Annotated in this window: 27 protein-coding genes; 21 read left to right on the forward strand and 6 right to left on the reverse strand. The window is 52.4% G+C overall.

From position 1 onward, the window contains the following. Nucleotides 1–110: 110 nt before the first annotated feature. The 6 genes from OEL83_01440 to lipA are packed head-to-tail and all read left to right on the forward strand — an operon-like array spanning nucleotide 111 to nucleotide 6161. Nucleotides 111–1373 (forward strand): aminomethyltransferase family protein, encoded by a 1263-nt coding sequence (locus tag OEL83_01440; GenBank protein MDK9705686.1) that lies wholly within the window; start codon nucleotides 111–113, stop codon nucleotides 1371–1373. A 25-nt stretch (nucleotides 1374–1398) separates the two neighbouring features. Further along, nucleotides 1399–1794, forward strand: a complete 396-nt coding sequence (gcvH, locus tag OEL83_01445; GenBank protein ID MDK9705687.1) for a glycine cleavage system protein GcvH — start codon at nucleotides 1399–1401, stop codon at nucleotides 1792–1794. A gap of 4 nt (nucleotides 1795–1798) precedes the next feature. Beyond that, nucleotides 1799–3133: an aminomethyl-transferring glycine dehydrogenase subunit GcvPA gene (gene gcvPA / locus OEL83_01450; GenBank protein ID MDK9705688.1), complete on the forward strand. Its 1335-nt coding sequence runs from the start codon at nucleotides 1799–1801 to the stop codon at nucleotides 3131–3133. Then, nucleotides 3130–4596, forward strand: coding sequence for an aminomethyl-transferring glycine dehydrogenase subunit GcvPB (gene gcvPB / locus OEL83_01455; GenBank protein MDK9705689.1), 1467 nt, complete (start codon nucleotides 3130–3132; stop codon nucleotides 4594–4596). The genes gcvPA and gcvPB overlap by 4 nt, the downstream gene beginning before the upstream one ends. Next, nucleotides 4553–5344 carry a lipoyl(octanoyl) transferase LipB gene (gene lipB / locus OEL83_01460; protein ID MDK9705690.1) on the forward strand — a complete coding sequence of 264 codons (792 nt, stop codon included), beginning with the start codon at nucleotides 4553–4555 and terminating at the stop codon, nucleotides 5342–5344. The genes gcvPB and lipB overlap by 44 nt, the downstream gene beginning before the upstream one ends. Next, entirely contained in the window at nucleotides 5265–6161 is an 897-nt protein-coding gene (gene lipA, locus OEL83_01465) for a lipoyl synthase (GenBank protein MDK9705691.1), read from the forward strand. The genes lipB and lipA overlap by 80 nt, the downstream gene beginning before the upstream one ends. Before the next feature lie 18 nt (nucleotides 6162–6179). Here the strand turns inward: lipA and OEL83_01470 are convergent, their stop codons facing one another. Together OEL83_01470 and nhaR are read right to left on the reverse strand one after the other, a co-directional pair. After that, a complete protein-coding gene (locus OEL83_01470) occupies nucleotides 6180–6860 on the reverse strand; it encodes an isoprenylcysteine carboxylmethyltransferase family protein (protein ID MDK9705692.1) in 681 nt (226 codons plus the stop codon). Beyond that, nucleotides 6847–7764, reverse strand: coding sequence for a transcriptional activator NhaR (gene nhaR / locus OEL83_01475; GenBank protein ID MDK9705693.1), 918 nt, complete (start codon nucleotides 7762–7764; stop codon nucleotides 6847–6849). Before nhaR ends, OEL83_01470 begins: the two co-directional genes overlap by 14 nt. Before the next feature lie 187 nt (nucleotides 7765–7951). Between nhaR and OEL83_01480 the strand changes: the two genes are divergently transcribed. The 3 genes from OEL83_01480 (at nucleotide 7952) to htpX (ending at nucleotide 10057) form a co-directional block, all read left to right on the forward strand. Beyond that, nucleotides 7952–8311 (forward strand): hypothetical protein, encoded by a 360-nt coding sequence (locus OEL83_01480; GenBank protein MDK9705694.1) that lies wholly within the window; start codon nucleotides 7952–7954, stop codon nucleotides 8309–8311. A gap of 5 nt (nucleotides 8312–8316) precedes the next feature. Then, on the forward strand, nucleotides 8317–9072 hold the full coding sequence (locus OEL83_01485) for a TerC family protein (GenBank protein MDK9705695.1): 756 nt from the start codon (nucleotides 8317–8319) through the stop codon (nucleotides 9070–9072). 121 nt (nucleotides 9073–9193) lie between these two features. Then, nucleotides 9194–10057, forward strand: coding sequence for a protease HtpX (gene htpX / locus OEL83_01490; protein MDK9705696.1), 864 nt, complete (start codon nucleotides 9194–9196; stop codon nucleotides 10055–10057). A gap of 101 nt (nucleotides 10058–10158) precedes the next feature. On the opposite strand, the gene OEL83_01495 is transcribed toward htpX, so the two are convergent. Further along, a complete protein-coding gene (locus OEL83_01495; GenBank protein MDK9705697.1) occupies nucleotides 10159–11505 on the reverse strand; it encodes a hypothetical protein in 1347 nt (448 codons plus the stop codon). 463 nt (nucleotides 11506–11968) lie between these two features. On the opposite strand from OEL83_01495, the gene OEL83_01500 reads away from it, so the two are divergent. The 4 genes from OEL83_01500 to OEL83_01515 all read left to right on the forward strand — a co-directional run bounded on the left by OEL83_01500 (nucleotide 11969) and on the right by OEL83_01515 (nucleotide 16215). Further along, nucleotides 11969–13519, forward strand: coding sequence for a YeiH family protein (locus tag OEL83_01500; GenBank protein ID MDK9705698.1), 1551 nt, complete (start codon nucleotides 11969–11971; stop codon nucleotides 13517–13519). 285 nt (nucleotides 13520–13804) lie between these two features. Then, the gene (locus tag OEL83_01505; GenBank protein MDK9705699.1) at nucleotides 13805–14134 is read left to right on the forward strand and encodes a hypothetical protein; all 330 of its coding nucleotides are present in this window, start codon (nucleotides 13805–13807) and stop codon (nucleotides 14132–14134) included. Nucleotides 14135–14201: 67 nt separating this feature from the next. Beyond that, nucleotides 14202–14984 (forward strand): inositol monophosphatase, encoded by a 783-nt coding sequence (locus OEL83_01510; GenBank protein MDK9705700.1) that lies wholly within the window; start codon nucleotides 14202–14204, stop codon nucleotides 14982–14984. Between the two features lie 151 nt (nucleotides 14985–15135). Then, nucleotides 15136–16215: an acyltransferase gene (locus OEL83_01515; GenBank protein MDK9705701.1), complete on the forward strand. Its 1080-nt coding sequence runs from the start codon at nucleotides 15136–15138 to the stop codon at nucleotides 16213–16215. A 32-nt stretch (nucleotides 16216–16247) separates the two neighbouring features. Here OEL83_01515 and OEL83_01520 read toward each other — a convergent pair whose 3' ends face one another. Together OEL83_01520 and hslO are read right to left on the reverse strand one after the other, a co-directional pair. Further along, complete coding sequence (locus tag OEL83_01520; GenBank protein MDK9705702.1) at nucleotides 16248–16469, reverse strand: hypothetical protein; 222 nt, start codon at nucleotides 16467–16469, stop codon at nucleotides 16248–16250. 187 nt (nucleotides 16470–16656) lie between these two features. Beyond that, complete coding sequence (hslO, locus tag OEL83_01525) at nucleotides 16657–17739, reverse strand: Hsp33 family molecular chaperone HslO (protein MDK9705703.1); 1083 nt, start codon at nucleotides 17737–17739, stop codon at nucleotides 16657–16659. An 89-nt stretch (nucleotides 17740–17828) separates the two neighbouring features. On the opposite strand from hslO, the gene OEL83_01530 reads away from it, so the two are divergent. Next, on the forward strand, nucleotides 17829–18392 hold the full coding sequence (locus OEL83_01530) for a chalcone isomerase family protein (protein MDK9705704.1): 564 nt from the start codon (nucleotides 17829–17831) through the stop codon (nucleotides 18390–18392). Between the two features lie 128 nt (nucleotides 18393–18520). Then, the gene (locus tag OEL83_01535; GenBank protein MDK9705705.1) at nucleotides 18521–19804 is read left to right on the forward strand and encodes a DUF401 family protein; all 1284 of its coding nucleotides are present in this window, start codon (nucleotides 18521–18523) and stop codon (nucleotides 19802–19804) included. Between the two features lie 130 nt (nucleotides 19805–19934). Here OEL83_01535 and OEL83_01540 read toward each other — a convergent pair whose 3' ends face one another. Further along, entirely contained in the window at nucleotides 19935–20285 is a 351-nt protein-coding gene (locus OEL83_01540) for a cupin domain-containing protein (protein MDK9705706.1), read from the reverse strand. A 529-nt stretch (nucleotides 20286–20814) separates the two neighbouring features. Between OEL83_01540 and OEL83_01545 the strand changes: the two genes are divergently transcribed. The 6 genes from OEL83_01545 (at nucleotide 20815) to OEL83_01570 (ending at nucleotide 26897) form a co-directional block, all read left to right on the forward strand. Beyond that, a complete protein-coding gene (locus OEL83_01545; GenBank protein MDK9705707.1) occupies nucleotides 20815–21798 on the forward strand; it encodes a dihydroorotate dehydrogenase-like protein in 984 nt (327 codons plus the stop codon). Between the two features lie 84 nt (nucleotides 21799–21882). Then, nucleotides 21883–23205, forward strand: a complete 1323-nt coding sequence (rsxC, locus tag OEL83_01550; protein ID MDK9705708.1) for an electron transport complex subunit RsxC — start codon at nucleotides 21883–21885, stop codon at nucleotides 23203–23205. Between the two features lie 93 nt (nucleotides 23206–23298). After that, nucleotides 23299–24354 (forward strand): RnfABCDGE type electron transport complex subunit D, encoded by a 1056-nt coding sequence (locus OEL83_01555; protein MDK9705709.1) that lies wholly within the window; start codon nucleotides 23299–23301, stop codon nucleotides 24352–24354. Beyond that, the gene (locus OEL83_01560) at nucleotides 24351–25247 is read left to right on the forward strand and encodes an FMN-binding protein (protein MDK9705710.1); all 897 of its coding nucleotides are present in this window, start codon (nucleotides 24351–24353) and stop codon (nucleotides 25245–25247) included. The genes OEL83_01555 and OEL83_01560 overlap by 4 nt, the downstream gene beginning before the upstream one ends. Nucleotides 25248–25338: 91 nt before the next feature. Then, complete coding sequence (locus OEL83_01565; GenBank protein MDK9705711.1) at nucleotides 25339–25956, forward strand: electron transport complex subunit E; 618 nt, start codon at nucleotides 25339–25341, stop codon at nucleotides 25954–25956. Then, a complete protein-coding gene (locus OEL83_01570) occupies nucleotides 25953–26897 on the forward strand; it encodes an NADH-quinone reductase (protein MDK9705712.1) in 945 nt (314 codons plus the stop codon). The genes OEL83_01565 and OEL83_01570 overlap by 4 nt, the downstream gene beginning before the upstream one ends. The last annotated feature ends 99 nt before the right edge of the window (nucleotides 26898–26996 follow it).

Genomic DNA, 26996 nt, shown 5'->3' on the forward strand with positions numbered 1-26996 from the left:
GAAGAAAGTAATTCCAAAAGAACAGGGATTCATATTTGCAAACTGCCATCAATTTGAGCGATAATCTGCTGACCAAAGCTGAATAAGGGCACTAAAACCCAGGTGGGAAAATGGACAATCCAAAGAAAACGGTATTGCATGGCTGGCATGTCGAGCAGGGGGCAAATATGGCCTCTTTTGGCAATTACGATATGCCACTGTGGTATAAAACCGGCGCCAAGGCCGAGCATCTGGCGGTTATCCAGGCGGCTGGCATTTTTGATACCAGCCATATGGCAGTGGTAGCGGTGCGCGGCCAGGGAGCTAGAGAGCTCCTGCAGCTGTGTCTCTGCAAGGACCTTCGTACCTGCGTCGGCAAGGAAAAAACACCTCTGGTTGCCGGGAGATGTGTGTACGGAGTGTTTCTTGACGATGATGGAACGGTCATCGACGACGCCATCCTCTATCAGTTACAGGCCGAATCCTTTATGGTGGTGGTGAATGCCGGTATGGGCGGGGTTGTTGCCGGCCATCTGCAGAAGCACGCAAGCAGCCCCGATGTGGTTATTAATGACCTGACCGACAAGGTCGGCAAAATGGATATTCAGGGGCCGTTGGCGGCGGCGATTTTACAGAAAGTCCTGGTCGACCCCGGGGGTGTTTTTCACCAGTTGCCCTACTTTTCCTTTAAAGGCGGTTTTGGGACATTCGCAACCGATTGTCCACAGACCCTGGTCGACGGCACGCCGGTGCTTGTATCGCGTACCGGCTATACCGGCGAATTTGGCTTTGAACTCTTTGTCGCCATCGATCGGCTTCTCCCTCTTTGGTTAATGCTTCTGGAGGCAGGGCGGGAGAGCGGGCTGCTGGCCTGCGGTCTTGCCGCTCGGGATTCGCTTCGAGCGGGAGCGGTACTGCCTCTTTCCCATCAGGATATCGGGGCATGGCCGTTCTTGCACAACCCCTGGCAATTCGCACTTGCCTGGAATGATGGAAGGACTGGGTTTACCAAGGATTTTATTGGTGCTGCCGCGTTGTTGAAGACCTCATGGCGGAAGTACACCCTTGCCTTTGCCGGGTTTGATCCGCGAAAGATCAATGCCGGTGAGGGGAATTGGGTGACGAACGAGGCCGGCGAGCCCATCGGTACCATCTTGACCTGCACCACCGATATGGCCATTGGTCGGGTGGACGGAGTGATAGTCAGTGTTGCCGACAATAAGGACTTCCCGGCCAAAGGGTTATGCTGTGGTTTCGTGTTGCTGGACCGGAACTGCGCTCCTGGTGAAAGGGTTGTCCTGACCGATGGAAAAAGAAAGATAGCCGTTGAAATACGAGCGGATATTCGTCCGAATAGAACTGCCAGAAGGCCAATGGACAAGATGCTGGCTTGATAATACTCTTAAGGGAGGCTGGATCATGAAGGAACTGAGTGAGCTGATTTTTAGTGAGGAAGTGCGTTATACCGAGGATCACGAGTGGGTGACCACCAGTGGCGCCACCCTCAAGGTCGGGATAAGTGATTATGCTCAGGATCAACTGGGGGATATCGTCTTTGTTGAGATGCCCGAAGCAGGGGCGACCTTTGCCAAAGGAGACCAGTTCGGTACCCTCGAATCGGTCAAGGCGGTATCCGAACTCTACCTGCCGATCGGCGGCGAGATCGTGGCGGTGAACGAGGCCCTTGGCGATGCCCCGGAATTGATCAATCAGGATTCCTACAGCAACTGGATTGTCGAGATCAAACCTGCCGACAGCAGTGAGCTTGACCAACTTTTAACCGCTGATGCCTATCGTACCCTTCTCAAAGGATAATCTCATGCGCTACTTACCGCATACCGATGATGAAATTCAGGAAATGCTGGCGGTTGTGGGGCGAAAGAGTCTCGACGAGTTGTTCTGTTCGGTACCGGATGCCTGCCGCTTTGTCGGAGACATGGATCTGCCCCCGTCGATGGATGAGTGGCAATTAACCGATCATGTCGGGCAACTGGCGGCGGCGATGCAGGTTAATCACACCTATAAAGTTCTCATCGGTGCCGGCAGTTATCACCACCATATCCCGGAGACCATCCGGACGATTATGAGCCGCTCCGAGTTTCTCACCGCCTATACCCCGTACCAGCCGGAGATGGCCCAAGGCACCCTGCAGGGCATCTTCGAATACCAGACACTGACCTCCCGATTGCTCGGCATGGATGTCACCAATGCCTCAATCTACGACGGCGCCTCAGCACTCGCCGAAGGCTTGCTGATGGGACTGCGGATAGCCAAGAAAAAGGTTCGGGTGGCGGTCTCTGCCGCTGTCCATCCCCATTACCGGGAGGTCGCCAGGGCCTATCTTTCTCCAACCTGTTACGAAATGGTCGAGCTGCCGGTTGGGCCCGATGGCCGGACCGACCTCAGTGGTCTTGCCGGGCTTGGTGAGCTTGCGGCGGTGGCGATCCAGTCGCCAAATTTCTTTGGGGTGGTCGAGGATCTTACCGGGTTGGGCAAAACGATCCATGCCGCTGGGGCGCTCTTTATCACCGCCTTTACCGAGCCTCTGGCCTACGGTTTACTTAAAAATCCCGGGGATTGCGGTGCCGATATCGTCTGTGGCGAGGGCCAGAGTTTTGGGCTGTCACGGTCCTTTGGCGGGGCGGCCCTTGGCATGTTTGCCTGCCGCGACGAATTTGTTCGCAATATGCCGGGTCGTTTGGTCGGCAAGACCCAGGACCTCGACGGCAAACGCGGTTTTGTCTTGACGCTCTCCACCCGCGAGCAGCATATCCGCCGGGAAAAGGCCACCTCGAATATCTGCTCCAACCAGGGGATCTGCACCTTGATCGCCGCCATGTATATGGCCTCGCTGGGTGGTTCGGGTCTCAGTGAACTGGCTCGACTTAATTACAGCAAGGCCGAATATCTCAAGGCCCAGTTTCGCGCCAAGGGGGCGAAGATCGTCTTTGATTCTCCGACCTTTAATGAATTTGTCGTTGAATTCCAGGAGGATTTTCGGCCGGCATACCACCGCTTGCTCGCAAAAAAAATTGTCGCTGGTCTCGACCTGGGAAGATACTATCCGGAACATGCCGGTCGGTACCTTTTCTGTGCCACGGAAACGGCTTCAAAAGAGGTGCTGGACGCAGTCGCAGGGGAGGTGAGGTCATGAGCGCAACACAGGTACCGGGGGCAAGCGGCATCATTCAAAACGAAGCCCTGCTTTGGGAGAAAGGCAAAAAAGGTCGACGGGGGATGTGCGTTCCGGCAAGCGATGTGCCGGAGGCCACGCTACCCGCCGAGTTGCAGGGGCAGGGCATCGATTTTCCCGATCTCAGCGAGGTCGATGTGGTGCGCCATTATACCCGGCTGTCACAATGGAATTACGGGGTCGACACCGGCATGTATCCCCTTGGCTCCTGCACCATGAAATACAACCCGAAGATCAACGAAAAGGTGGCGGCAACGCCTGAGCTGGCCGCTGCCCATCCGATGCTTGCCGATGAGCTGGTGCAGGGCAATCTCCGGGTGATGTACGAGTTACAGGAGTCTCTCGCGGCCATTACCGGCCTGCCGGGCGTGACCGTTCAACCGGCGGCTGGGGCGCATGGTGAGCTGACCGGCATGCTGATCTTTGCCGCGTATCACAAGAGCCGCAATTCCCTGCGCAACAAGATCCTTATTCCCGATACCGCCCACGGCACCAACCCGGCCAGCGCCGCTCTGTGCGGTTACAAGCCTGTACCCATCAAGTCGGGGCCGAACGGCATCATTGATGTTCAGTCCATCGCGGCGGTCATGGACGAAGAAACCGCCGGAATCATGATCACCAACCCCAATACCCTCGGCCTCTTTGAGACCAATATCCGCGAGATTGCCGAGCTGGTGCACGCCAAGGGCGGGCTGGTCTACGGCGACGGGGCGAACATGAATGCAGTTATGGGCATCATCAATGCCCGGAGCTGTGGGGTGGACGTCCTGCACCTCAATCTCCATAAGACCTTCTCGACCCCCCACGGCGGCGGTGGGCCGGGGGCCGGGCCGGTATGCGTCACTGAGGAACTGACGAAATATTTGCCCGCGCCGCGCGCAACAAAAGTGGCGAACGGCTACCTTTTGGATTATGGCGGTTCTGAATCGATTGGCCGGGTTCACGCCTTCCATGGTAACTTCTCAGTGCTTCTCCGCGCCTACAGCTACATTCGCACCATGGGTGCCAGAAACCTCAAGAAGGCCAGTCAGCTGGCGGTGCTCAACGCCGCCTATATCAAGGAAAAGTTGAAAGATACCTTGCCGCTCGCCTATAACCGGCCGTGTATGCACGAGTGTGTCTTTTCCGACGCCTGGCTGCAGGAGGATAAGATCAGTACCCTTGACCTTGCCAAGCGTCTTATCGACTGCGGCTATCATCCGCCGACCATCTATTTCCCTCTGGTGGTGCATGGGGCGATCATGATTGAACCGACCGAGACGGAGTGCAAGGCCGATATCGACCAGTTCATCGAGGTGGTGCAGATGATTGTCCGCGAGGCCAAGGAAAATCCTGAGCTCCTGCGCCAGGCACCCCAGAGGGCAAAGATGCGGCGCCTTGATGAAACCCTGGCGGCACGACACCCCTGCCTCTGTGGTTCATGACGGGAAGGCCGCCTGCGTAGTCGATCTGGGTTTAGTCGACTACGCGGCGGTTCGTGCCCTGCAATTGGCCCTCGTTGAGAAAAGACGCAGTGGCCAACCGGTGGACGATGTCTTTTTGGTGACCGAACACCCCCGCACCTTCACCCTTGGCAGACGGGGAGGCCGCCGGCATCTTATGGTGTCAGAGGAATTTCTTAGGGAAAGGCAGATACCTCTGCTGCATATCGAACGTGGCGGCGATATAACCTATCACGGCCCAGGGCAATTGGTGGTGTATCCGATAGTTCACCTGCGCCAGGCGGGGCTTGGGGTTGCCGAGTATGTGTGTTGCCTGGAAGAGATCATGCTCCGTCTCGCCGCCGAAAGCGGAGTCGTCGCCGGACGGGATCCCCGCAACCACGGGGTTTGGGCGGGCGGGAAAAAACTTGGCAGCGTCGGCATCGCCATCCGCCACGGCATCACCTTTCATGGCCTGGCCCTCAATGTGAGCCTTGACCTCGCACCGTTTTCCTGGGTCAATCCTTGTGGCCTTGCTGGGGTGCAGATGACCTCTCTCAGCCGGGAATGTGGCCGGCAAGTCGAGGTGGGAGCGTTAAAAAAAGACCTCCTTGGACAACTTACACGGATATTTGGTCGCCCTTTTATCCCCCTTAGTAAGGAAAATCTTCATGTCATCGTGCACAAGCCCGAACCCTTCGGGCAAACCCAAATGGCTGAGGCGCAGTCTGCCGACCGGACCGGAATATGAGAAGATCCGTAAGCTGCTGATAGGCCATGGTCTGACCACCGTCTGCCAGGCAGCTAAATGTCCGAACCTGTTCGAGTGCTATGGCAAGGGGACGGCGACCTTTATGATCCTCGGCGACAAATGCACCCGCAACTGCCGGTTTTGTGCGGTCGGTCATTCGCCCGAAGCACCCCCAGATCTTGAGGAACCGGGGCGGGTCGCCAAGGCGGTGGCCCTTCTCGGTCTGCGTTATGCCGTGGTCACCTCGGTGACCCGTGATGACTTGCCGGACGGTGGGGCGGCGCTTTTCGCCCAAACTGTGGCATCCATTCGCGAACGTCAGCCAAACACCCTGGTGGAGCTGCTTATCCCTGATCTGCAGGGTGACCGTCAGGCCCTTGCCGCCATCCTCAATGCCGGTCCGGACGTCCTCAATCATAATATCGAGACGGTGGCACGATTGTATCCCGAGGTGCGGCCGCAGGCCGAATATGGTCGCTCCCTTGAGCTGCTCCGCCGGGCCAAGAAAAGCCATCCGCAGATACCGACCAAGACCGGAATCATGCTTGGCCTTGGCGAAACGGACAGCGAGCTTGAAGAAGCCTGGCGCGATCTGCGCACGGTTGGCTGCGACATCCTCACTATGGGCCAGTACCTCCAGCCGAGTACGCTCCATCTTCCGGTGCGGCGTTTCCTGCCGCCCGAGGAATTCGCAAATTTGGCTGAGAGGGCCTTGGCCTTTGGTTTTGCAGGCGTTGCCGCCGGACCCTTTGTCCGCAGCTCTTACCAGGCAGAGGTCCTCTATCGCCAAGCAATGCGCAGTATCAGGGGCAGATGATGGGCGTGGTGCTGGATACTACAGGGCAAACGGCAGGAACATTTTGGTAGATTTGCGGTACTCCTGGTAGACCGGGCCGAAGAATGCCAGGTTTTCCTGTTCTTCGATGCGGCCGACAATAAACAATAGCACAGTTGTTGCAAGGGCAACCGCAAGTCCCGGAAGGCTAAAGTGTTTGAGGAAGGCACCCCAGGTCAGTAAGAGCAGTGAACTGTACATGGGGTGGCGGATGTAGCGGTAGATGCCTTCGGTGACCAGGGCGGTGGTGTTCTCGAAGGCGAGGTTTTCCGGCGAGTCGGCCCTGGGCCTTTCGCCGCCAATCTTTCGTAACAGGTGCTGTCCTTGGATGACGAAGAGGATGGAGGCAGTCAGCAGCAGCCAGGAGACAATTTGCTGTGGGGCAAACACATCAGTAAACCAAAAAGGGTGGTTGTAGAGCACCAGGAAAAGGATCCCCTCAAAGGCAAAGAATCGATAGAAGCCATGGCATCGCGGATTCTGCAGGGCTTTCCAGGAGAGACTGAGGAAGACGAGGGTGACAATGACAAAGAACAATAACCTGACAAACGAAAAAGGTACGATTTCCATCTTCTTCCATTCCTTAGCGTGAGAGGCCGAAAAGTCGGCATTGAGCGTGCAGCGCTTACAGTGTTCTTCAAATCCTTTGTGTGGCAGCCGGCGTGGTTTATGGGCGGTCATTGTTCCATTGTTCACCGAAACCGCGGGCCGCGTTGCGAATGGCGACGACGGCTGGGTGTTTTATTATCCGTTCAACGGAAATCGCATAAATGCGTTCCTTGACGATATCTGATCTGCCGATTATGGCAACATTATGTTGGCGGCACACCTCCTGCTCAATGACCGTTGGTACGGCAAAGACTCCGTCACCTGCTTGGCCGAACGCCTTGAGAAGGGCATGGTCATCAAATTCACCGGCAATCTCCGGCCGGATGTCAAGCGAGGAAAACCATTGATCGAGGCTGCCGCGCAATGCCGACATCGGTGTTGGCAGGAGCATCCGTACATTGTCCAATGATTGCGGGAAGCCTTGGCGCAGCGGGGCGGCGATCGACTCCACTGCGCAAAAGGTTACACCGCATTCACCGAGAAGATGGCTGTATGCCTTGACGCTCATGCCGGGTTTTATCGGTGTGTCGGTGAGAACAATATCCAGGCTGTGAATGGCCAGTTCCGCCAAGAGTTGTTTTTCTTTTCCTTCATGGCAGACAAGACGCAAGCCTGCGGGAAGCATCAGGGCTGGCTCCAATATTCTTCTCGCCATCAATTTGGGGAGCATGTCGACAATACCTACCTCAAAGCGGAGCGGCCCGGCAACCGCCCTTCCCTTCACTGTATCGAGCAATTCCAGGCCGAGGTTAAAGATTTCGTCGGCGTAGCGAAAAACCACATGTCCGAATTCAGTAAGCTCCAGATTGCGTCCCACCCGCCGGAAGAGTTTGCCGCCTAGCGACTCTTCAAGCCTGCTTATTTGCATACTGACCGTCGAGGGTGCGAGCCGGAGCTGTTCACTGGCCCTGGTGATGCTCTCTTCTTTTGCAACAATCCAGAAGTATTGGAGGTGGTGGTAGTTAAGCCATTCCATTTTAATTTTCGATTATATCGAATAAGCGAGCTGTTATTATCTATTTGTTCAAACTGATGTTGATTGCTATCGTGTCCAGCAAGACACAATCTACAAAAATTCTTCTTCTGCAGAGTACGAGAAGTTTGAGTTTTTGCACAGGAAAACCTGTAATGCAATAATGTTCAAGCGATATAAGAGAGGCCAAATGAAACAAACCATGTCACCGTCATCTCACCACAATGTACCAACCAATCATTTATTGAAACGAAGGTTAAAAATTATTCTCGGCATAGCCCTGGGAGGATTCCTCCTCCTCGGCGGTCTTGTCTTCTGGGTGGGGTTTGCTGCTTTCAAAGGTGTGGCTGATTTTGCAGCAGATGCCAGGCTGCCGGAGAAGGTGGCACAGGTGCAACAGGGCATTGAAAAAACTGGTAACCTTCCCCGGCTCGGTTGCCTGGATGTAGCACAAAACCTCTTGAATGTTGAGGTATGGCTTGATAGGCCGGTGGCTGAAAATATTGACAGTCTGAAGATCGCCTGTTTGCAGGATACAGGCAAGGAATAACGGACATGTTTGAATGGATCTATATGACCGAGGCCTGGGTGGCGTTGGCAACTCTTCTCTCCCTGGAAATTGTGCTCGGTATAGACAATATAATTTTCATAACCATCCTGGTGGGTAAGTTGCCGGAAGCGAAGAGGGATCTGGCAAGAACCTTGGGGATCAGTTTGGCAATGGTTTCCCGGCTTGCTCTACTGTTTAGTCTGGCGTGGATTATTGGTATGGTGGAACCTTTGTTCACGGTACTGGGCCAGCAGATATCGGGGAGGGACCTGGTGCTCATTTGCGGCGGTTTGTTTCTTCTTGCCAAGGCAACCCATGAAATCCATGGCAGCCTGGAGGCCGCCGTGGTTCCGGCAGGCACCAAGACAGCAAGCGTTTCCAGCAGTTTTTATGCTACCATCGTGCAGATCGCCATTATCGATATCGTTTTTTCGCTTGATTCGGTGATCACGGCGGTCGGTCTGGTGGAGCATATCTCGGTGATGGTTATTGCCATAATTGGGGCGGTGGTGGTTATGCTGTTTGCCGCTAAACCTATCGGAACCTTTGTGGACAACCATCCGACCATTAAGATACTTGCCCTGTCTTTTCTTATCTTGATAGGTTTTACCCTCGTTGCGGAAGGTTTCGATATTCATGTACCAAAAGGATATATTTACTTTGCGATGCTCTTTTCTGTGGTGGTTGAAATGCTTAACATACGAGTACACCGTCACAGGACCGGCGAGTCGCTCAAACTCAAAAAAAAGATAGAGGCATAAAGAGAGAATGAAGAGTACGCGTACAGTATAACAAGGCCTTGTCAGTCACAGTTGTAGTTGGTTGTGTGCGTTTTCTGGCGCAGTAACAATAGTGAAAAATCTTTAATAATGGAGGGTTAGCGTGTTTAGAATTGTGCTGTTTTTGGCAACCAACTTGGCCATCCTCGTCTTGCTCGGCGTGGTAATGAGTGTTCTCGGGGTAAATCCGCGGACGACCTCGGGGCTGCTAGTAATGGCGGCAATTTTCGGCATGGGCGGATCATTTATTTCCTTGGCCATGTCGAAATGGATCGCCAAAAAATCAACCGGTGCCCAGGTCATCGTCAATCCCAGTAATCCGACCGAGCAGTGGCTGTACACTACCGTGAGGCGGATGGCTGAACAGGCGGAGATCGGCATGCCGGAGGTGGCGATCTACGATTCTCCCGACATGAACGCCTTTGCCACCGGAATGAAGAAGCATGACGCCCTGGTGGCGGTATCTACCGGCCTTTTGCAGAATATGTCGAAAGACGAGGTGGAGGCTGTACTTGCCCATGAAATCAGCCATGTCGCCGGCGGCGATATGGTAACTCTGGCCCTTATCCAGGGAGTTCTGAACACCTTCGTCATCCTGCTGTCGCGGCTTGCGGCCAATGTCATCAACAATTTCCTGAGTAGTGACGAAGATGGCGAGGGGCTCGGTTTCTTTGGCTATATGGCGGTGACCATCGTTCTCGAACTGGTCCTTGGTCTTTTTGCCTCGATGATCGTCATGTGGTTTTCGCGGAGAAGGGAATATACCGCCGACCGGGGTGCGGCGTATCTGACCAGCAAGGGCAAGATGGTCAGTGCCCTGCGGCGATTGCAGGCCCATCATGAGCCTTCGCATCTGCCCGAGCAGGTGGCAGCCTTTGGTATCAGGCCAAAGGCGGGCGGTTTGGCCATGCTCTTTCGGAGCCACCCGCCTCTTGAGGATAGGATCAGGGCCTTGGAAACCGAATAACCGGCAGTAGCCTTGTAACGAAGATACGCCCGGCAGTCATGGCCTGTTGTCGATTGGCTGCCGGGAAGATGGGTTCATAGCTGGAAGGCTCTTCAGTGCCTTTACGGCATCTTGTACAATTTGCCGAGGGTTTCTGGGATCTTTCCTTTTGGTATTAAGCGATTATCGCTACCGACCGCATACAGTCCGAACCACTCCTCCGGATCTTGTAGCTCATGCCGGGTGGAGTCGGTTGGGTCCTCGCCGCTTTTCCACCATTCATCCTGCAGTTCAAAAAAAGACACCCCGCAGAATTTTTCCTTTCCCTTGGCCGTACGGAGATCCTGCCAGATGGCGGTAAAGTCCCGGGGTACGTCTTCTACCTTGTGGCCACCGAAACCGGGAACCCAGGACTTCGGTTCAAAGGGCGAGGTAGATAGTCCAACCTGGGTGATAAAGATCGGCTTGTTCGACTGGGCCGCCAGATCCTCCAGGTAGCCCTGGTAGCTAGTACCGGTCACCGATCCGGGCTGTGAGGTGCGCACGCCTTTGGCATAGGTGTAGACGTTGAGGCAGACCAGGTCACCGAGGTTTGGGTTGATGGCGTTTTCTTTCGGCACTTCAATGTCCGGCCGGTCAGTGATCGGGCCGATATGGGTCCAGCTGGTGTGGCAGTAGAGATGGCGTTGGCCGTATTTGCTCAACTCGTAATCCATGGCACCGTCGATCAGGCGGGCCAGGGCGATCTCAGTCGGTGTCCGGTTGCTTACCTCCAGGTGTTTTCCCTTGAAGTTGCGCACCTCGGGATGGCGGGTGTCGGTACGTACCACCGAATCGGCCTGCAATTCGTCACCAACGCTAAACAGCACCAACCGGTCGGGCCGGCCGACCTTATAGACATGGTCAATGGCTGCCTTAATGTCCTCCATGGTCTTGGCAAGAAACGGCTCGGCGAGGAAATCCTCTTCATAGGCCCAAATCCAAATATCCTGGCCATAAACCATCTCGGTATTGTCGAGAGCTGCAAAGAATTTCGGCGGCATTTTCATGGGAAAGACATGGAGATAATCAACGCCCATGGCCTTCATGAGGTCGAGATGTTCCCGGTAGCGGTCGTCGTTGCCGGGGGGATCGCCGCGCAGGGGCGTCTCTTTAGGCAGATAGGGCGAGTAGCCGATTCCCCGAAAAAAGACCGGAGCGGAACGCTTGAGGTCGAAGATCTTCGCTCCTTTGGCGATAAACCGCGGCGGGGGCGGTGTCTGTGTGGATATCCCGGTATCTTGCTGTGGTGCTTGGGGTGTGGGGGCGGCACTGACGAAAGTGGGGAGAAGGAGCAGTCCAATGAGCAGATAGCACAGTTTTGTTAGCAGCATAACAATTTGTTTTGATGAATGAAGTTGATAAAAACCGATTACCGGCTCGATGCCGGGAATCGGGGTGTCATTGCCTCGTTGCCAGATCTCAGCCATACCATAAAAGTTATCCAGGCCCAAGGGCAAATACGGTTCTTGGTGCGTTGGAGGCTGGAGCGGGGCTTCGGCTGACTGGCTATCAAGGACCCAATTCTCCACTTTTGCAAGTGGATCTCCTGTTGGGCGAGGTTGTACAGAATTTGCCTTTATCCAGTTGACGGGAACCTGTTGAAAAGGGGGTATAGCAGTTGAGGTTCCTGACAGCACGCTTGTTTGATTGTGCCGTATTTATAGTGCGATATCGTGAAACAAATTGCGATGGAGGAGGATATAAGATAGTATACAAAAAAGGGTTGTGAACTTTATAGGGTTTTTCCAACATACTGAAAATATTGTTCTAATAAGGTTTGTTGCACAAAGGAGGTGACACACGCGGCTATCCAGGTAGTAGGAACGAGCTCGTCGGCTATTCGGTAAGGTTCATTATCAATTTCATATCTCGACATGGGGAGGTGCAAGTATGGAAGAAAAATGTGCGATTCCGAAAAAACAAGGCTGGTCAAACTTAATCAGAAATGAAGATTGGCTGGCAGTCTGGCTGGGATTCTTTATTATTATCTGCGTTATTGCCGGATTAAGGCCAACCTTACCGACCTTTAAATGGGAAACGGCCGGTGAGTTTGCGGCAACCGTTGAAACCGCCAAAGCGAAAGCTACAAAGCTCGGTAAAGATGCCGAAGCCAAGGGCGAAACCGCGTTGGTGCAGTCAGCAACTGCATTACAGGCGGCAATGGCTTCCGGTGAGCGGGCTGCCATCGGCAGTGCTGCGAAAAAACTGAGTGATGCCAGTAAAGATGCTAAAGATGCCGGGCTGAAGAAAAAGGGCGGTGATCTTGGCAAAAAGCTCAGTGCTTCGGCTGGGGCCTTATCAAGTAAGGTGTTTTCAGCAGAAAATCTAAAAAATATTGCCATAATCGGCATAGCCTTGCTGGTGGTTTCCTCGGTTGGTATCCTTTGTATGGGAGGTAACATTGGGAAATATGCGATTGGATTTCCTTTCGTCTTTTTGCTTTCTTGCCTTGCCCAGTTTATCTCCGGAAATGCCACAGTCAATTACTACGGGATAGAATATGTTATATTCGCCCTAATCATCGGCCTATTGATCAGCAACACGGTGGGGGTACCCGCCTGGCTGATGGAGGCGGTCCGCACCGAATATTATATCAAAACCGGCCTGGTCATCCTCGGTGCAGGCATCCTTTTTAAAGAAATTCTCCAGGGTGGTGCACTTGGCATCGTGCAAGCGCTCTGCGTAGTAACGGTGGTTTGGTATGCCTGTTTCTGGATAGCCAAAAAGCTTCGGGTTGATGAAGAGTTCGCAGTGATACTGTCCTCCGCCGTGTCCATTTGCGGTGTATCGGCGGCAATAGCAACCTGCGGTGCCATTGAAGGTGATAAGAAAAAACTGTCCTATGTAACCTCTCTGGTGCTTATTGTTGCAGTGCCGATGATGATTGCCATGCCCTGGATTGTCAAATTCTTTGGCATTCCGGATCTTGTCGGAGGGGCCTGGCTGGGCGGCACTCTTGATACCAGCGGCTCGGTCGTGGCAGCCGGTGCCCTGATTAGCGAACCGGCAATGAAGGCCGGTGTTATCGTCAAGTTCTCCCAAAACGTCTTGTTGGGTGTCGCCGCATTTGCCCTGTCAGTTTGGTGGACCATCAAGTCTGGGGCGGAAACCGGTCAGAAGGTCAGTGCAATGGTCATTTGGGAGCGTTTCCCAAAATTTGTCCTCGGTTTTATAATCTGTTCGTTTGTCTTTTCTTTCCTCCTTGATGACAAACTTGTAACCGATACCAAAGGACTTTTAACCGGCATGCGGACTGTCTGGTTTGCCCTTGCCTTTACCTCGATCGGTCTTGAAACACGGTTCAGTGAATTGGTCGGTATGGAAAACGGCCGCCCAGCCTTTGCCTTTATCCTCGCCCAAATATTTAATGTTTTCTGGACCCTGCTACTTGCATACATACTCTTTGGCGGGTACATTTTCCCAGTTCCGGACATCAAATAGATGACGGCTAGAGGTGAGGATGGGCAGACCATCCTCACCTCTGTTGCGCATCCTTTTTCACAACGGTCAATTCTTCTTGGGCAATGGGTTCAGTACATTGTGTGTGGTGGTTCATTGTTATGGAATGAATCTTTCGATTGCCAGTGGCCCGTATGATAAATGATATTTCACTAGGTTTTACTGTTTCTTTACCGCATTGGACCAAGGACAGACTTGCCGCCTTACCAGAGTTTTTTTATACCGTCGAAAAACGTATGGATCTCATCTTCCAGTTTGTCAGGCTAAATGTCGAAGAAGACACCGGTGGCCCCTTTGCCGCCAGAGTATTCGAATCGACAACCGGCACATGAATTGGTGGTCAACTGGCGACCCTGCGCCATGTGTTTCGGGGCAGTGCTTTGGTCGGGTATCAGAAAGCTGACGATAGCCGGCAGCGGCCCGGAACTTGAGACGCTTACCGGCTTTGATGAGGGACCGATCCATCCCCAGTGGCTGGACCAATTGGCTAAGCGGGGTATAGCATTTCAAGAAGGTGTCCTACGCGAGGAGGCCTTCGATCTTTTTCGCTGGTTTAGCGCCAGCGGTCGCTTAGTATATAACGCCAGGCAACAATAGCAGGATGGAGAGCTTGCGGTTGTGGTCATAGGTTTGAGATTAAAAGTAGAATAAAAAGCAAAAAGATATGGAATCACAACCCGTACTAGCTGATGTGCAGCAATTGGTCCGGCAAGCCGGAGAAATCCTTGCCTCCGGGTACGAACAAGAACACCAGCTTGCCTTTAAGGGTGAGATTGACCTGGTGACTGAGATCGACCACCGCTCCGAAGAATTTCTGGTGGGTGAGTTGCGAAAGAAGTTTCCAGGCCATCAGGTGCTCGCCGAAGAAGGTGGCGGCAAGGATGGCGGTGGACATCAATGGTATATCGATCCCCTTGACGGGACGGTGAACTACGCGCATGGCGTGCCGTTTTTCTGTGTATCGATTGCCTACGCGGTGGCCGGTTCGTTGACGCTTGCGGCGGTTTTTGATCCGATGCGTGGTGAGCTGTTCAGTGCCGAGCGCGGCAAAGGTGCCTGGCTCAATGGCCGACCTCTCGCCGTCAGGTCGGAAACCGAGCTTGCCCGCTCCTTACTCGTCACCGGTTTCCCCTACGATATTCGGACAACAGAGCAGAACAACCTCGATCATTTCAGCAGATTTTCGAGGATCTCACAAGGGGTGCGCCGTTTAGGGTCTGCGGCCCTCGACCTCTGCTATGTGGCCGCCGGGCGTTTTGAAGGTTATTGGGAGCTCTCCCTGAAACCCTGGGATTTGGCGGCAGGGGCCTTAATCGCTGAAGAGGCAGGGGCGACAGTTACGGCCATCAACGGCAGTAACGAATGCATGACACCGCCCTATTCGGTATTGGCCGCTGCCCCACTGATTCACGGCAAGATGCTGGAAATCCTCCTCGAATCACGCTGAATCGCCCGGAAGACTGGTCATTTCTGTCGAACTGCTGGGCAAAATGAGGTATATTCGGGGCCTTTGTTCACTCCGGTTCTTTCAGCTGCTCCTCTGCCAGGAGGCTGCAGAGGCCAGGTCATCCGCCGTCAATCCACATTTTCCAAAAGTCATGCCAGCATTGTCAACCGAGGAGTCCGTCCGTCTTAGAATTCTCAACTTCCCCCTGATCATTGGGGTGGTCTATATCCACGCTTTTTCCATCTCCATTGACTACGCGGGGGAAAGGCTTGGTGTCGAGCATGTTAACTATCTTACCGAGTTCGTACGATTGTTTATTTCTCAAGGGCTTGCCCGGATTGCGGTACCGCTGTTCTTTCTGATGTCCGGGTATTTCTTCTTCCTCGGTTTCACCTGGTCCTGGCAGGGCTATGTGCAAAAACTGACTGTCAGGATAAAGACCCTGCTGGCACCCTACCTATTTTGGACAAGTCTCATCTTTGCCGTCAGCTTTCTCGGTCACTCCAGCCCGGCTGTCGCAGCATATTTTCCTGAATTCAAGCAGTTGCTGGACAATTTCTCCGTCTATGTCCTGCTCAACAGCATGTTTGGCTTGACCTGGGTGCCCGAGGCTTACCATTTCTGGTTTATACGTGATCTTATCTACTTGATGGTTCTGAGTCCATTGATTGTGGTGGTGCTGCGATATGCCGCCTGGCCGTTTTTCATCGCGATCTTTTGGCTGTGGATTACCGCCAACTGGTCGATTTACACCCCCGATGTGGTGGGGGTGCTGTTTTTTTCCTTTGGCGGATATATGGGTATGAAAAGGAAAAGCCTTTTTATCCTGGATAGATATGGCGCGTGGTTTGTGGCCGCCTATATCATCATCCTGGCTGTCGATGTGATCTGGTATACAGCCCCTTTCAACCTTTGTCTGCACCGCTGCGGCATCGTCGTCGGTCTGGTTGCAACGCTCTTTATCACCAAACGGATCCTCGCCCATAAACGATTGACAGACAGCCTGCTATGGCTCAGCGGGTCGAGTTTTTTCGTTTACGCGGCCCATGAGCCTCTCCTTGGCATCATCCGTACAATCGCCTTCCAGTATTCTCCCGTACAACTACCCTACACCATGCTCCTGATATACCTGCTCGTCCCTCTTGCGGTCATTGCCTCTCTGGTGTGGCTGCATAATGTTCTCGGTGCATGTTTCCCGAATGCCCTGAAAGTGGTCACCGGCGGCAGGTAAGCAGGGTCTTTCCGGCGATAGGCAGCAGTCGGCTACCAGCCGAACTCCGCCAGTTGATAGAGAAAGAGGGTGATGCAGACAAAAAACACCACTCCCATTACGCAGGTCGCGATAGCACTTGGGATAGTTTCCTTAATCCAGGAGTGGATTCTCCTTCGCATCCGCCGCAGGTGGCTTTCGTAGCCGTCGTCTAAGACCGAACTGAAGAACTGACTGAACAGAACCTGATTGATGCTTCCCGAATTCTCTTTCATGAGACTCCTCCCTTATAGTGTCGTGGTCATTCACAAGAAATACATGCACGTTTTTGCGTATATTATCTTTGATAAGTGACGTATCCCGTTTATCGGGTTTATGGGGAGTATAACTGGGAAGGGGTATCACAGAGCGAGCCCCCCTCTTTATTTTTTGTAATAATGAAAAAAAGAGGGAGACTACTGTTTAATGCAGTTCTTTGGCGGGAATCGTCAGGAGGGCTTCCAGCTCTTTTTTATCAAACAGATAGGATTGTCGGCAGAATTCACAGCATACCTCAGCGCCGCCTTCTTTTTCCAGAAGATCGCTGATCTCTTCCCGGCCAAGGGAAAAGAGAGCACTTTGCATCTTGGCGCGGGTGCAGCTGCACTGGTAGTACAGGTCGCTGCTGCCGGTTTTTCGGTGTGGTATGTCCTGGAAGAGCACCGAGAGGATATCGCTCGGGCTTTTTCCCTCGCACAGAAGAGTAGAGAGGGGAGGCATGGTTGCGATTTGGTTTTCGATCCGCGCCAGCAGCGGTTCATCGGCCGGAGGCAGCGATTGGATAAGAAAACCTCCGGCAGCCGCAATTGTCCCATCTCTATTGAGGCGTGTGGCAAGGCCAATCGCCGATGGGGTTTGTTCCGATTGGGTCAGGTAATAGGCAAGGTCCTCACCGATTTCGCTGGTGTAGAGCTGGATGGTCCCGGGATATTTGGTGTTGCAGCCGATGTCTTTGACTACAGTAAGAAAACCCGCTCGGCCAAGGCCCGAGGCGACGTCAATACGGCCATTGGCCAGTGGAGTCTCGCCATGCGGATTGGCGACGTAACCACGCACCCAACCCGCCGACCCCGCTTCGGTGATGATTTTTCGAAGCGGGCCGTTTCCTTCGAATTTGAGCAGGACGCTTTGGTCATCCTTCAGGAGCGCCGCGAGCAAGGCGGCCCCGGTCAGGGCCCGACCGAGTGCGGTGGCGGCGAGTGGTCCGACGTCGTGCCTTTTACAGGCCTCGGCCACGAGTGTGGTGGTTGTACAGGCAACACCAAAGAAATTGCCCGCTTCGGAGATAACTCGTTCGATAAGGTCGGCCATGGCGATAGAGAAGATGCTGATAATTTGAAGAATCCCCTTTGGTTGTCTGGGGCAGCGATAAAGAAATGTGCTGTCACTATAGCACGGAAGGCGCCGCAGGGAAACATGCGCGCAGACAAATCCGGCGAACCTGCCGTATTGTACCGCTTTAACCGGCCAGAGGGCCGGAGGGTATTGCCTTCGAGCAGCAGTCAAAAAGTTCACGTTTACGTGCCAGTCAGAAAAGAGTAGAATACCCCGCCAACCAGTATCCCTCCAATAACCTCATGATCAGGAGTAAAACTATGCGAATATTTGTTCTCTTTACATTGTTATTGATGAGTATGCCGGCATACGCCAAGGAAATCGCCGGGGTGATGGTCAACGACACTGTGCAGACTGAAGACGGCACGACCTTGCTGTTGAATGGTGCCGGAATCAGATCAAAATTTTTCGTCGATGTGTATATTGCTGAGCTGTATCTGGAAAAACCATCGGCGATAGCGGCTGAGGTGATTGCAGCCAAGGCAAAAAAGAGAATCGTTATGCATTTCCTGCATAGTGAAGTAAGTAAAGATAAGTTGGTGAGCGCTTGGAATGATGGATTTAAGGATAATAGCAGCGCAGAGGAGCTTGCTACCTTGCAGGAAAGAATCAACCAGTTCAACGCCCTTTTTGTCGATGTGAAAAAAGGCGATATCATCACCCTCGATTACGCTCAGGCGACCGGTACGGTTGTAGCACTCAATGGACAGAAAAAAGGGACTATTCAAGGCAACGATTTCAATGATGCCCTTCTGAAAATTTGGCTGGGAGAGAAACCGGTTAACAGCGGCTTGAAGGACAGTCTTCTCAGCTACAAGAAATAAACAGGCAGGTTTTAACCTGGAGGATCGGCAGATTATACCTTCACTACCAGGTCTTTCATCTCGGGAATTTAACGCTTAAACCGCAAAATGCCGAGTTTTTCACTCCTTGAATGGACTATTGGTAGCTGATGGAAGTATTGGCCGCAGCATTGCCTTTTGGGAAGGTCGTCGGAGCCTTTGTCCTGATGTTGATCGGGATCAGGAATAAGCTTGGCCTCTCCCTATCCATCCTGCTCGGCGGGGCATTTCTGGGGCTGGTCTTCGGCCTGTCGATTGGCGATTGGTTTAGGGTAAGTGCGACCGCTTTGGTGCAGGAGAAGTTTCTCCTCCTGATTGCCATTGTCGGCGCTATACTTGTCCTGTCCGATGGGCTGGAGAAGTCTGGCCAGTCGACACGGCTCATGACCGCATTATCGGGATATCTTGTCAGGCCGCGCCTGCGGCTGATTTTTTTTCCGGCTCTGATCGGTCTTTTGCCGATGCCCGGCGGCGCGGTGTTTTCCGCCCCGATGGTTAAGGCCGTTAGTACTGGGATGCAGCTCACCGGCGTTGAACAGGCCATCATTAACCACTGGTTCAGGCATGTTTGGGAGATGGCCTGGCCGCTGTATCCTGGAATAATCTTGACTGTGGCCCTTGCTGATATCCCAATCGGCGATCTGATTGTCAGATCGTGGCCCGGGGTGGTCGCCATGTTTGCGATCGGTTGGTATTTTTTTCTCAGGGCGGAGGTGTTGAAGCCATCGAGCCTCGAGGGTACGACCCAATCCTCGGGCAGAAGTGGCCGAACGGCCATCAAGGAAGGACTGCCACTCATCATTGCCATTGTTGGTGCGGTCGGCATGGAGAGCCTTCTCCCTGGGCTGGCTCCGACAATTCCCTTTGAATGGGGGGTCATTGGCGCCCTGCTGCTTGCCATCGCCAGCAATATGGTGCGAAACCGGCTGGGAATGCGGTTCCTGTACGAGGTGCTGCGGAAGAAGAGCCTATGGTCAATGTTGATGGTGATCGCCGCCATCTTCATTTTCAAAGATGTGATGGGGGCCGCCGGGATTGTGACCGAAATGGCCGCTGGGGCCGGTGGCGGGGTGGCGCTCTTTGCTGCAGCGGTTTTTCTGCCTTTTCTAGTGGGTGCCGTGTCCGGTGTTACCGTTGCCTATGTCGGTGCCACATTTCCTCTGTTGATCGGGTTGCTGCAGTCGCTGGGCATGGAGCAGAACATCATTCCCTTTCTCGTCCTCGGTCTATTTTCCGGATTTACCGGGGTAATGATTTCTCCCCTCCATATCTGTTTTGTCCTGACCTGCAGCTATTTTGAAACGGAACTTGTGCGTACTTGGAAGAGGCTGGTGGCACCCTGTGCCTGCTTTGCACTCTCCGGCGTCGGTCTTTTCTGGTGGCTGTTAGATTGATCCGGGCGGTTTATCTCAACCTAGGAACCAATTGCTTCGGCTGCCCATAGCACGGTGATTCAGCCTGCCGTTTCAGGCAGGTGTTCCCTGGCGAGCCACCGCCGACGAGAGTCTGGACGCCCGTCCGACCTTAGAGTTCGGATACCCCGGAAGGAATGAGGCAGATAAAAACAAAGTCCTCGCCACCGGCGTTCATGAATTGATGTTCCTCGTTGCCGGGAATGAAAAGCACTGTTCCGCTGCTGACCTCCCGCCATTCACCGTTCTGATAAGCCTTCCCCTTGCCAGAGTGGATGAAGATCTCGTGTTCCCATGCGTGCTTATGTCTTGGGGTAAAACCACCGGGTGCAACGGTAAAGACGCGCATACAGAAATTTTCGGCGCTGTCGGCTTTGCCGATAACGACTCGGCCGGTAACTCCTTTCACTGTTTCGGTATCAAATCGTTGAGCGGGACAATCTTGGTAATTGGCGATTTTCATGGTTAGTTATCGGGTGATTATTTATCTGTTCCTGCATCTTGATCAACCTCAATTACATAATAGACCAAAAAAGTCTGAATGCAACGAGAAGGTGGTAATGAGACATAAGTACGCCCCAAGCGCATTGTACAAGTGGCTAATAGCAGGAAATTTTCGCAAACACTCTATTTCAAGGAATATCTGCCAGCCGCTAGGTTCTATTTCGAGTCGACCAGTGAGAGGATCAGGGAGGCAAGCTGGTTGGTGAATCAAAAAGTGTCGTTGTGCGTTTTGTGCAGAGATTCCGGTAACTTTTTGAATTTTAAAAAGTATTCCATAAATTCTTGTTTTTTTATCGTTTGTTGGTCGAATTTTTCTTGAGGTTTACGGGGAATTTCTTGTTGATTTTCTGGGAGAGTTGTGTATTTCTTTGGCTCTTGAATCACTTGCTAGAAAGGTTGGTCCGGTTTTGCAACACGTACGCCCACGCTGCACATTCTGAGTGTTGAGGGCCTGGCAGATTATTTACATGGAGAATTAGCCGAACGATATGAATGATCTCTCGACGAAATACCTTGGGCTGGATTTGAAAAACCCGATTATTGTCGGCAGTTGCGGATTTACCAATAGTCTTACCAAGATTAAGGAGCTTGCGGATAACCAGGCAGGAGCGATCGTCCTGAAATCTCTTTTTGAAGAACAGATTCAGGCAGAATATTCTGCAAATTTGAAAAGTTACACTGCTGATTACCCAGGGGCTTCCGATTATATCCGGGAGTACACCCGGGGCAATGAAGTTGAAGCCTATCTCAAGCTCATTGCCGAGGCCAAGAAGGCTGTTCAGATTCCCATCATTGCCAGCATTAACTGTGTATCGGCCAACGAATGGGTGTCTTTCGCCAAAGCGGTCGAGCAAGAGGGTGCCGATGCCATCGAACTCAATGTCTCCCTGCTTCCTTCGAATCCTAAAATTACCAGTGCCGACAACGAAAAAAAATACGCAGAAATCATTAACTGCATAGGCGAATTAGTTTCGATCCCTCTTGCTTTAAAGATGAGTCATTATTCGGCATCGCTTGCTAACCTCATCCAAAAACTGAGCTGGATCAAGAAGGTCGGCGGATTTGTCCTTTTCAACCGCTACTACACGCCGGATATTGATATCGAGAAAATGGTCGTCAAGTCGGCAGAAATGTTCAGTAATCCCAGTGAGGGCTGCAATTCTCTGCGCTGGATTGCCCTGATGTACGGTCACATTGACAAAGACCTGGTGGCATCCACCGGAGTTCATGACAGTGAAGGCCTGGTCAAGCAGCTACTTGCCGGGGCAACTGCCGTTCAGGTCGTATCAACCATCTATAAAAATGGCGTTGGCCAGATCCCGGCTATGCTAGCGGGTCTTGACGAGTGGATGACCCGGAAATCATATACCAACCTTACTGAATTCCGCGGCAAACTCAGTTACGAAAAGGCGGCAGATCCTGCAGTCTTTGAGCGCACTCAGTTTATGAAATACTATGGCGGGATATCCTGATCAAATTACTCTGAAGGGGTTTTCCCACATAGGCAACACAAGGAAATATCTACTCTTCCTCATCATTGCTACCATCGGATATTTATGAAATCGTTGCTGACATTTCCCAAAGGCGGGATCCATCCACCCGAATGCAAGGCCCAGACCCAAAGCTTGGGTATAGAAATTATGCCTGTGCCCGATGAACTGGAGTTGATCCTCGGACAACATATCGGTGCTCCGTGCCAACCAACGGTCGCCAAGCGCGAGGAGATCGTAGAGGGCGGCTTGATTGGCGAGGTGCTTAAGGGATTAGGGGTGCCCCTTCATGCACCGGTTGCGGGAAAGGTCAAGGATATCGGCAGCTCGGTACATCCGGTGCGGGTAAGTGTGCCGTCCATCACCCTGACGGTCAACCGTGAGGCAGAGGCGACACACTATGAGAAGGAAGCTTGGCAAGGCCTTGATAGTGCAGAGTTGCTGGCCAGGGTTCATAACGGAGGAATTATCGGCATCGGCGGCGCTGGATTTCCGACCCATGTGAAACTGAAGCCACCGGCCAATTCGCCGGTCGATACCCTGATTCTCAATGGTGCCGAATGTGAGCCGTACATCACCGCCGATCATCGGGCGATGCTCGAATATTCTGAGGAGATTGTCGAGGGATCGAAGATCATCCTGAAAATTCTCGGAATAAAGGAATGCCACATTGGTATTGAAAACAACAAACCTGATGCGATCCAGGCAATGACCCAGGCAGCTGAAAAGGCCTCCAGCCCGGATGCCTCCGTCAAGGTTCGCACCCTCCAAGTGAAATATCCGCAAGGCTCGGAGAAACAGCTCATTCACGCCGTCACCGGCAGAAAGGTTCCGGCAATGGCCCTGCCCTCGGCGGTCGGTGTCGTTGTACAGAATGTCTCAACGGCCAAGGCCATCTATGATGCGGTTGTGTATCGTAAACCCTTGTACGAGAAGGTCATTACCGTGGCCGGCAAAGGCATTGGCAGACCGGCCAATTTGCTGGTGAAGATCGGCACAAAGGTGAGTGATATAGTCGAGTATCTCGGGGGAACGCAGCCCGGTCTGACGAAAATCATACTTGGTGGGCCGATGATGGGATTTGCTGTCTCAAACCTTGATGTGCCGGTTACCAAGACCACCTCAGCGGTGCTGTTTCTAACTGAAGATGAAGTTGATACCAAACCCCATTCCCAGTGTATCAGGTGTGGTTGGTGTCTTGAGGCCTGTCCGATGGGCTTGGAGCCAAAAGAAATAGCTCTTCATGTTGAGGCAAACAAAGCAGAGGCCACCGAACCATTTGGGGTTTTTGACTGTTTTGAGTGCGGTTCCTGTGCCTATGTTTGCCCGGCGAAGCGTCCTCTCGTGCAATTTGTGCGCTTGGCAAAGATGAAGGCGAAGCGACCATAACAGGGTCGAAGAAGAGTCGGCAAGATTTTACCTAAAATGATTAATCCCGATAAACGGGGTTTGGACGATAAAGAGGAGGCTTTGGGGAGAGTCGTGAGCAAACAGCAAACGTTGGACGACCAATCGGCTGCACCTGCGAGTTTGTGGAAGGTTTCCACTTCGCCGCATCTGAAAAGCAATGAATCGGTCGAAAAAATCATGTGGACTGTTGTGGCCTGTCTGGTGCCACCACTGATTCTGTCGGTATTCGTCTTCGGCATACAAACCCTCCTGATCACAGCAGTTTCAGTTGTCAGTTGCGTGGTTGTCGAGTGGGCGAGCCAAAAATTGCTCGGTCGGCCGGTGACCATCAAGGACGGCAGCGCGGTGTTGACTGGAATGCTTATGGCCTTTGTCATTCCACCCGGGGTGTCGCCTCTTCTGCCGATTTTGGCGGCTATCTTCGCAATATACATTGGCAAACACCTTCTCGGCGGCATTGGCTACAATTTCTTTAATCCGGCTTTGCTCGGCAGGGCATTTCTCTTGGCATCATTTCCGGTTGCCATGACGTCCGCCTGGTTGCCGCCGGTGAAAAATCTGGCAATTTTCTCATACCTTGGCGGTGCGGTTGATGCAGTCTCAACGGCAACGCCCTTGGCGGTAATGAAAGAAAAGGGAATGGTTGCCTTTACCGAGGCCTTCGGCAGCGGCAGCGATCTGTACGGCAGTTTCTTTTTTGGCTGGCGCCCGGGTTGTATAGGAGAAACCTCCGGTTTTCTGCTGGTCCTCGGCGGACTCTATCTCCTCTACCGTGGCTACATTTCCTGGCATATCCCAGTTTCCCTTTTAGGCACCATCGCCGTCCTGACCTGGATATTCGGCGGCGAAGGGTATCTGACCGGGGATCCATTGCTTGCCGTGTTGTCCGGTGGTGCCATCCTTGGCGCTTTCTACATGGCCACGGATTATGTGACCAGCCCGAGCAATAAGACGGCAAAGATATTTTTTGGAATCGGTGTCGGAGCACTGACTGTACTTATTAGGATGAAGGGGGGATATCCAGAGGGTATCTGTTACGCCATCCTGCTGATGAATCCTCTCAGTACCGTTCTTGATGGGTGGTTCAAGCCCGTGCGTTTTGCACCGCCGGTTGGAGGTGCAAAATGAAAAATATCATCACCATAGTCTTTCGTCTTACCGTGTCTTGTCTGTTGGCGGCAAGCGTAATGGGCTTGTGCTTTGTCCTCACCAGCAACGCCAAAAAGCATAATGAGCATGTACAAGAGCAGCGGGTAATGTATGAGCTGCTGGGGTATAAGGGCGGGGCAAAGATTCCCTCAACCATGGCTCTGCACGAGGTGTACCGGTATGTTATCACCGGCGCCGATAAACAATCTATCGGCTATCTTGTTCCACAAGGGCATGGCAAGGAGAAGGGTTTCCTGTTCGTTAACATCGACCTGAACGGCAAGCTTCTGGCAAACAAGGCGGTTGTTCTCAGTGAGACTGAGGCCCTAGAGTCGAAGACGCGCGACAAGGCTGTTGCACAGGCGGCTGGCCCAGGCTATGCGGTGAAATTTGCCGATCAGACCATCGTCGTCACCAATAATGGCGCCCGCGTTGCCTACCTTCTAGGCGGAAAATTCCAAGGCTTTAAAACCTTTGTCAACGTCATGCTGGCAGTCGATCCAAAGTTTGCCCTCCTTGGCTTGGAGGTTCTTGAGCATGAAGAAGATCCGGGGCTTGGTGCGGAGATCGACCAAGACTACTTCAAGAATCAGTTTAAAGGCAAACCCTTTGAGGCATTGAAAGCGATTGAGGTTGTTAAAGCGCCGATTCCTCCTGATTATCTTCAGGCCTTGAACGGCAAGGTCGGTGAAGAGGACATCGCGAAATTTCGCGAACAGTATAAGGATAAGGCAGTGTATGCGCTTACCGGAGCCACTATTTCCAGTAAGGCGGTGGCTGAAGGGGTGAAGGGCATTGTTACCAAGTTCGCGTATCGTATCAATGTCCTGGATAAGATTTTGAAAGAACAGCAACTCGCTGTGTCGTTTTAACACCCCGCAAGGGGGAAGAAGTATCTTCACAAAAGGCATTTTTAAACCAAGAATTGCACGAAGGTACTCATTACTGTGAGAGGAAGTCGACGTGGCTAATGATAAAACAAGCATGCAGCTGATTACGCGCGGCATCTTAAGCGAAAACCCGATCTTTAAATTGGCACTTTCCATGTGTCCGGCCGTTGGTATTTCCACTACGGTCATGAACGGGTTCATGCTCGGCATAGCCGTACTCTTTGTACAGGTCTTTTCAAGTGTGACGATCTCCCTTTTCAAAAACGTCATCCATCCAAGGATTCGCATCCCGACGTATACCCTGACCATCGCTACCTGGGTCACGGTCATCGACCTTGTACTTGCAGCCTACCTGCCGGATGCCTACGCGAAAATGGGTATCTTCGTCAAGCTTATCGTGGCCTTTGCCATAATCACCATGCGTCTTGAAATGTTTGCCTGTAAGGAACCGGTGAAGGATTCTTTTTGGGACGGCATGGGCATGGGGCTCGGTTTTATGATCGGCATGATGGTTATCGGTTTTGTTCGCGAGATACTCGGTTCGGGGGCAATATTGGGCATCGATGTTCTTGGCTTCAAGCCCCTGCTTTTCTTTATTCTTCCAAGCGCTGGTTTCTTTGTGGTTGGTTTGATGATGGCCTTTTTCAACTGGATAGAAGTGTATTACAAACGCTCAAAAGGGTTAAAATGATGAGGCTGACAAAGAGTAAATATTTCGTACTGGCGGCGCTGATCTTCTGGTTCGCTCCCCTGTTGGCACAGGCGGAGGGATTTATAGTCAGTCAAACATTTTCAGCAAAAAACCAAATTACCGTTAATTTTGCTGGTACGGTCGATAAAAATATCGCTGAGACCATTGGTAACTACACGATATTTGAAGAACCTGATCCAGACATCCTTTTAGATTTGCAATCGGCAGTTCTTGGGCAAGACGGCAAAAGCGTAACCTTGCAGTTTAAGGCACCGCTCAATTCGGTGAAGACCCATGTGGTAACCGTAAAAGGCTTACCAGGAACCGATAAGACGACCATCCGGGTGAGCAAATCGTATCTTGGGTATCTTTTTGGCATTTTTATCTCAGCGCTGCTGATCAATAACTTTGTTTTTACCAAATATCTTGGTCTTTGCGTGTTTTTCGGCACTTCCAAGAAGAAGAGTACCGCCAAGGGAATGGGGGTCGTTTTTACCATTGTTATGGTTGTTTCGGCCCTGATGAGCTGGTTCTTCTTCAATTATATCTTGACCCCCTTCAACCTGAATTTCCTGCAGATTGTCGTATTTATCGGCCTGGTTTCCCTGACCGTCCAGGCCGTTGACACCGTACTCCGGAAGGTTAATCCGGTACTCTTCAATTCCTTTGGGGTGTACTTGGTTCTGGTCATTGCCAACTGTGTCATTATTGCGGTGCCTCTGATACTCGCCAATAATAATTACAACATTTTTGAGACCTTCATGTTGGCGTTGGGAGCTGGCGGCGGTTTCTTGTTAGCTCTGTATTTGATGAGTTCAGTGAGCGAACGCTTGCAGCTCGCAAAGATACCACCAAGCTTTAAGGGATTGCCCATTGCCTTTATCGTTGCCGGACAATTCGCCATGGCTTTCCTTGGGTTTTCGGGATTGCAAATTTTTTAGGGGCTGACAACGAAACAATTCGGCACATTGTTTTGATTTCGCTGCTCCTCGCGGGAAGGAGTTTTTTCTCCGGTTATCGATGCCTTAACTTGGTATTTT

The organism is Desulforhopalus sp., assembly GCA_030247675.1.
In the GTDB taxonomy this organism is placed as follows: Bacteria; Desulfobacterota; Desulfobulbia; order Desulfobulbales; family Desulfocapsaceae; genus Desulforhopalus_A.